5 protein-coding genes are annotated in these 6,342 nt (G+C 67.1%); all 5 read right to left on the bottom strand.

The window, feature by feature from the left end:
- Positions 1 to 156: 156 nt before the first annotated feature.
- Positions 157 to 1,608 (bottom strand): glucuronide transporter, encoded by a 1,452-nt coding sequence (gene uidB, locus AC50X9_RS20990; RefSeq protein WP_494896978.1) that lies wholly within the window; start codon positions 1,606 to 1,608, stop codon positions 157 to 159.
- A 61-nt stretch (positions 1,609 to 1,669) separates the two neighbouring features.
- Positions 1,670 to 1,873: a hypothetical protein gene (locus AC50X9_RS20985; protein ID WP_494896976.1), complete on the bottom strand. Its 204-nt coding sequence runs from the start codon at positions 1,871 to 1,873 to the stop codon at positions 1,670 to 1,672.
- Between the two features lie 236 nt (positions 1,874 to 2,109).
- A complete protein-coding gene (locus AC50X9_RS20980; RefSeq protein WP_494896974.1) occupies positions 2,110 to 3,528 on the bottom strand; it encodes a mannitol dehydrogenase family protein in 1,419 nt (472 codons plus the stop codon).
- Positions 3,525 to 4,952, bottom strand: coding sequence for a glucuronate isomerase (uxaC, locus tag AC50X9_RS20975; RefSeq protein WP_494896972.1), 1,428 nt, complete (start codon positions 4,950 to 4,952; stop codon positions 3,525 to 3,527). The genes AC50X9_RS20980 and uxaC overlap by 4 nt, the downstream gene beginning before the upstream one ends.
- 82 nt (positions 4,953 to 5,034) lie before the next feature.
- Positions 5,035 to 6,099, bottom strand: a complete 1,065-nt coding sequence (locus AC50X9_RS20970; protein WP_494896970.1) for a LacI family DNA-binding transcriptional regulator — start codon at positions 6,097 to 6,099, stop codon at positions 5,035 to 5,037.
- Positions 6,100 to 6,342: the final 243 nt, after the last annotated feature.

Here is a 6,342-nt window from a genome sequence, read left to right as displayed (position 1 = left end):
TCGCATCCCCGATCCCGGTCACACCGTCATCGGTGGTAATCCGGAGCGTCACGAAGTTACGGGACGGACTGGTCACAAAAACTTCCGCGGCAATGATTTTCACTGTTGGCCTTTCAGTCGGGCTGGTGCTGGGTCAATCGGGGCAGGTTCTGGGGATTAGTTGTTGGTGGAGACCAGCGGCGTGGCGGCAGCCGGCGCGGCGCCGTCCGTTAGCCCGCCGTCTAAGGTGCCGTCAGGGCTGGCGGCGGTGCCGTCAGCACTTTCGGCGGTGGCGTCGCCGCCCTTGCGGCGGTGCTGGATCTCGGTGAGAATCCTGGCGTGCATAGCATCGGTGAGCGTGTACTTGGACATCACCACGACGGCCAGAATGGTCATGATGGCCGGCAGCGCACCGGCCGCGAACTGGATGGCGAAGACCGCCTCCGGGGTCTGGATTGCACCGGACTTGTAGCCGCCCAGGGCCAGGGCGTAGGCGGCGAGTGCGCCGCCCACCGCTTGGCCGGTCTTCCGGGTGAAGGAGAACAGGGCGTAGGTGATGCCTTCGGTGCGTACTCCCGTGCGCCATTCACCGTATTCGACGGTGTCGGCTTCGAGCGCCCACACCACGATGTTGACCGCGAGGACGCCCATCAGGCTCAGCACGAGGCCGGCGAAGCCCACCCACACTTCGCTGGCCGGGGTGAAGAAGACGATCACGCCGCCGACGACTGTCATCAGCGCGGAGTAGATGTAGACGCGCTTCTTGCCGATCCTGCGGACCAGCCTGGGCATAAAGGCCGCCAGCACGAAGGTGAGCACCAGCTGGACGATGGAGAGCACGGGGTACAGGTCCAGGCGGTGCAGAACGTCCCGCAGGTAGAACAGCTGCACCGAGGTCAGGGCCAGGTAGCCGGTCAGGAAGAAGAAGGAACTCAGGCACAGCATCAACAGCGGTTTGTTTCCCTTGAGCGTCTCCATGCTCTGTTTGAGCGTCACGTTGGGGACGGCCCGGTACACGCGTTCCTTGGCCGTCAGCACCGTGAAGAAGTAGAGCGCGCCGCCAATGGCTACGAACAGCAGGGTGATGGTGGTGAACATCGACTGGAGATCCGCCCCCGGCTTGATCAGCGGCGCGACGAAGATGCCCAGGGCCGATCCCACGAGCAGCATGCCGATCAACCGGGCGGAACCGAGCTTGGCGCGCTCCCCCGGATCCTGCGTCATGGCGCCGGCCAGCGAACCGTACGGGATGTTAACCAGGCTGTAGGCCAGGCCAAGTGCCGCGTAGGTGACGTAGGCGTAGAGCAGGGTGCCAGATTCGCCGAGCTGCGGGACGGAGAAGGTTGCCACGCTCAGCAGGAGCAGCGGGATGGAGCCGAACATGATGAACGGGCGGAACTTGCCGAACCGCTTGCTGAACGTACGGTCCACCACGCGGCCGGCGAAAACGTCGGCGAAGGCATCAAAGATCCGCACGACCAGCAGCAGGGTGCCGGCCGCAGCGGCTGAGATCCCGGCCACATCCGTGTAGTACACCAGCAGGAACATCGTGGCAGTGGTGAAAGCGAGGTTGTTGGCGGCATCGCCGGCGCCATAGCCGATGATGCTGAGCTTGTTCAGCTTTTTCATGATCTGGGCTCCTTTACCCGTTGCCGGCACGTGGGGCCCGGCGGAAATGCATGTAGGAAGGCTAGGCCTTGGCGGAGTTCTTGTGGCCGGCCAACGCGGTCCATCGCTGGCGCAGGGCGAACGCTGCGGGCTTGGGCGGGCAACCGCGGGTGACGACGCCCAACATATTGCCGTCCAGGCGCACGATGCCGCCGGACAGCTGGCAGTCGGCGAAGCCGCGCTCCCCCGCCATGGCGTCCACGCGGTCAGAGACACGGTGGTTCATGGCCCTCGCGGCGGCCGGACCGGTCGCCGTCCACCGTGAACCGGTACAGACCGTCGATCTGGACGATCTCGCGGTTTCACTTACCTGGGGGTTGAGCATCTTGGAGGTCCTTACGCGTCTTTGCGGGGGTGTGCCTGCGGGCCGGCCAGCGGGGCCGGGCTGACCCGGCAGCGCCTTCGTCTGGATGTAATCCTAATCACGTGGCAATCATTTGGCAAACGGTTGCCATCACTTACCTATCCGGTGAACGTCCCCCGGAGCCCGTCAATGAGCGCAACGATCGGCCCGCCATCCGCAACGGCGGGATCCACGAGCTCCGGGGACACCAGCACGAGCAGGGCCCGGGTGCGTTCCGGTCCGCTGAGCGCGTTGGCGGCTGCGATGTCCATCGCCAAGGGATCGTGGAGTTCCTCCGCGGCCGCAGTGAAGTCCACCCAGGCCGCGATCAGGAGGGCCGCGGCGGAGCCTGACCTGCCCTCGGAGCGCTCGACAAGCAGCACTGGCACAGCGCGCATCCGCAATTTGGCGCTGCCGTCCATGGCGATCTGGGCGAGGTGGTGGGCGATCCTGGCGTTGCTGAAGCGTGCCAGCAGGGCCGCGCGGTAGGCAGGGACGCCGAGCCCGGCGGCCGGCAGCTGGGCTTCCGCCTCGTCCCAAAAGCGCTCCACGGCGTCCCGGCACAGCGGATCGGCCAGCGCCTCGGCCACGGTGGTGTGGCCGCGGAGCTGTCCGGCGTAGGCCAGCAGGGAGTGGGCGCCGTTGAGGAGCCACAGCTTCCGGTTTTCGTACGGTTCGATGTCGTCGACGAACACGGCGCCGGCATCTTCCCAGCGGGGCCGGCCAGCCGGGAAATCACCGCTGAGGACCCAGTTGTGGAACGGTTCGGCCACTACCGGGGAGTTGTCCCGGTAGCCGCAGGCCGACTGGACGGCTGCCAGGTCGGCTGCGGTGGTGCGCGGGGTGATGCGGTCCACCGAGGTGCTGACAAAGCTGATGTTCGAGTCGATCCAGGCTGCGAGACCGGTATCCCAGGCCCGGGCCATGCCTGCTACGGCCTGGCGGGCGACGGTGCCGTTGTTGGAGAGGTTGTCGCAGCAGACGACGGCGAGGGGCCCGGCCCCGGCTGCCCGGCGGGCGGCGAGGGCGAAGACCACCCGTCCCAGCGGCGTCGTGGGGTGTCCGCTGCCCGCGGCCAGGAGCGCAAGGTCGGCGACGACGTCGGCCGCGGACCGGTCCAGGCTGCCGTCGGTTCCGAGGCGGTAGGCGGCCTCGGTGATGGTCAGGGTGATGACCGCGGTGGCCGGGGCCGCGACCAGGGCGGCGAGCCGCTGCACGTCGGCCCCGTCCACGGCCTGCACGATGCTGCTGACCACGGTGAAGGAGTCGCCGCCGTCGGCGCGCTCCACCACGGTGAAGAGGCCGTCCTGCGCATCGAGGGCCAGTGCAGCGTCGGGGCGCCGGCCGGTGAAGGAGGCGATGCCCCAGTCGGCGGCGTCACCGGCCTGGTGGGTGTACCAGGCCTGGTGCGAGCGGTGGAATGCACCCAGCCCCAGGTGGACGATCCGTACCGGCGCCTTGGCGGAGGGGCGCAGCGAGCGGTTCAGCCGGGGAAGTTCTGCGGTGGCGGCGGCCAGGGACTGCAGTTCGATACTCACAGCTTGAAGACCCTTCGGGGGGAGGCATCGACGAGGTCGACAATGATTTCGTGGGCGCGGTCCTCGCTGACGCGGTGCTCCGCGACGAGTCGGGCCAGGAAGGACGCCTCGATCCGGCGGGAGGCATCATGCCGGGCCGGAATGGAGCAGAACGCCCGGGTGTCGTCGATGAAGCCCGAGGAACGCGAGAACCCTGCCGTTTCGGTGACGGCGGAGCGGAAGCGCAGCATGGCATCCGGGGCATCCAGGAACCACCACGGGGCGCCAAGGTAGACCGACGGGTAGAAACCGGCCAGCGGCGCCAGTTCGCGGGAGAACACGGTCTCGTCCAGGGTGAACAGCACGAGGTGGAAGTCCTTCGCGGTACCGAAGTCCTGCAGCAGCGGCCGGATCGCCTCGGTGTAGTTGACCGCGTACGGGATGTCGTGCCCCGTGTCCGCGCCGTATTTTTTGAAGGTCTCCGTGTGGTGGTTGCGGAACGAACCCGGGTGGATGGTCATGACCAGGCCGTCCTCCACGGACATCCGGGCCATCTGGTACATCATGTGGGCTTCGAAATCGTCGCGCTCGGCGGCGGTGGCTTCGCCGGACCGGGCCCGTTCGAAGAGACGCCCGGCATCCGCGGCATCCAGCTTCAGGGTGCGCGGCGTGCGGACACCGTGGTCGGCCGAAACCGCGCCATGTTCCACAAAGTAACGACGCCGGTTCTCGAGTGCCGTGAGATAGCCGGCATAGCCGCTGCCGCGGTCGCCCGCCGCCGCGATGAGGCGCTCAACGTTGCCGGCCCACGCGGGGTTGGCCGGATCCAGGTAGGCATCCGGCCGGAACGTCGGGAGTACGCGGCCGTGGAAGGTGGCATCCCCGGCCAGGGCCTTGTGTGCGGCCAGGTTATCCAGTGGATCGTCCGTGGTGGCCAAGACCTCGATGTTAAAGTCCTTGAACAGCTGGCGGGGGCGGAACTCCGCTTCCTGAAGCCTTGCCGTGATGGCGTCATAGGAGGCATCGGCGGTGGCGCCACTGATCTCCTGATCCAGGCCGAAAACACCATGGAACTGGTCGCGGAGCCAGTAACCCGACGCCGTTCCCTCGAAAAGCGGCCAGGCTGCGCAGAACTCCCGCCACACCGTGAGGGACTCCGGCTCCGGCGCGGACGGGTCAGTCTTTGCGCCGGCCTGCGGGCGCAGCCGGTCCAGCGGGACACCGCTGGCGTGGATCAGGCGGGTGACGTAGTGGTCCGGGCTGACCAGCAGCGCTGCCGGATCAGGGAAGGGAGTGTTGTGCTCGATGACCGCAGCGTCCACGTGCCCGTGCGGAGAAATGATGGGCAGGTCCTGCACCTGGGCCAGCAGGCTGCGGGCGATGTTCCGGGTTCCGGGATCGGCGGGCAGGAGCCGGTCCGGGTGGGCAGCAATCGACTGTGACATACATCTATGGTCCGGCCTGTTTGTTCTCATGTCAACCGGTTGCCAATTATTGCCACTGGGTTGCGGGGCTTGACCGATGACGCTAGCCCGAGGGCAGGAGCCGCCCGCTCGAGCCGCGCAGCACCAGTTCCGTTTCGACCCGCACGGTCCCGGCAGGCTCCCCCGTTCCGTGCAGGAGATCCAGCAGCAGTGTGGCGGCACCCGAGCCGCACTCGCCCAGCGGGGAGCGGACGGTGGTCAGCGGCGGAGTGGTGAAGTCCGCCCCGAAAATATCATCGAAGCCCACAATGCTGATCTGGTCCGGAACCACCACCCCGGCGGCCTGGAGCTCCTGCATCAAGCCGATGGCCAGGAGATCGTTGTAGCCCAGGACCGCGGTTGCGCCGCTGGCCAGGACTCCGCGGGCGGCCTGCCGGCCGCCCTCGACCGTTGGCTTGGTGGATTCGAGCCGCACGGCCTCAAGCCGGGACCACTCACACGCGGACCGGACGCCGTCCCAGCGCCGGGCGGACATCCAGGACTGGGGCGGCCCGGCCACGTAGGCCACTTTTTTGTGACCGTTGGCGGCCAGGCTGCGGACCGCTTCGCCGATCCCCTTGTTGACGTCCGGGACCACGCACGGGACGCCCTGCACCTCGCGGTTGATCACCACCACGGGCTTTTCCCGGGCGAGGTCGAGGATGTGGTCGTCGTCCATCCGCGGACTGGCCAGGATGAGGCCATCCACGGTAGCCATCATCCTTCGTGCCGCCGTCAGTTCCGTTACGGCCGACTCGGCCGAATCTGCGAGCACCAGGGTGTAATCCCGGGCCGTGGCGGTGGTCCCCGCCCCCCGGATGATGTCAAAGAATGTGGGATTGGTGATGTCCGCGACGATCAGGCCGAACGTGTGGGTCCGGCCCGTCGGCAGGGCCCGAGCGAACGGATTCACGTGGTAGTTCAGCCCGGCGGCGGCATCCTCGATCAGCTTCTGCGTCTTGGCACTGACCCGGCCAGGCTTGCTGAGCGCACGGGAGACCGTTGACGGATTAACGCCTGCGACCCGGGCGATGTCATAGATCGTGGCATTGGGCCTGCCGTCCCGGACGCGCTTTTTGACCGGAGTTGGGGTAGTTTCGGCAACTTCCGGTTTGCTGGGTTCAGTCACCGCCCCATCCTAACGATGAAACAGCCCAAGAAACCCGCAGCGGGGGCCGTTTTGGGCGTCCAAAACGGCCCGGCCCGCTGATATGTAGGTCGGGTTGTCAAGAGGCAGAGGTGAGCGGCTCCTGGGTTTGTGGTTCCGGGGGCCGCTGATATGTAGGTCGGGTTGTCAAGAGGCAGAGGTGAGCGGCTCCTGGGTTTGTGGTTCCGGGGGCCGCTCATCGTGTGCCGGGCCGGTTGTGGTGTG

Source organism: Pseudarthrobacter sp. HLT1-3, assembly GCF_059383535.1.
This window is presented reverse-complemented; position numbering and strand designations above follow the sequence as displayed.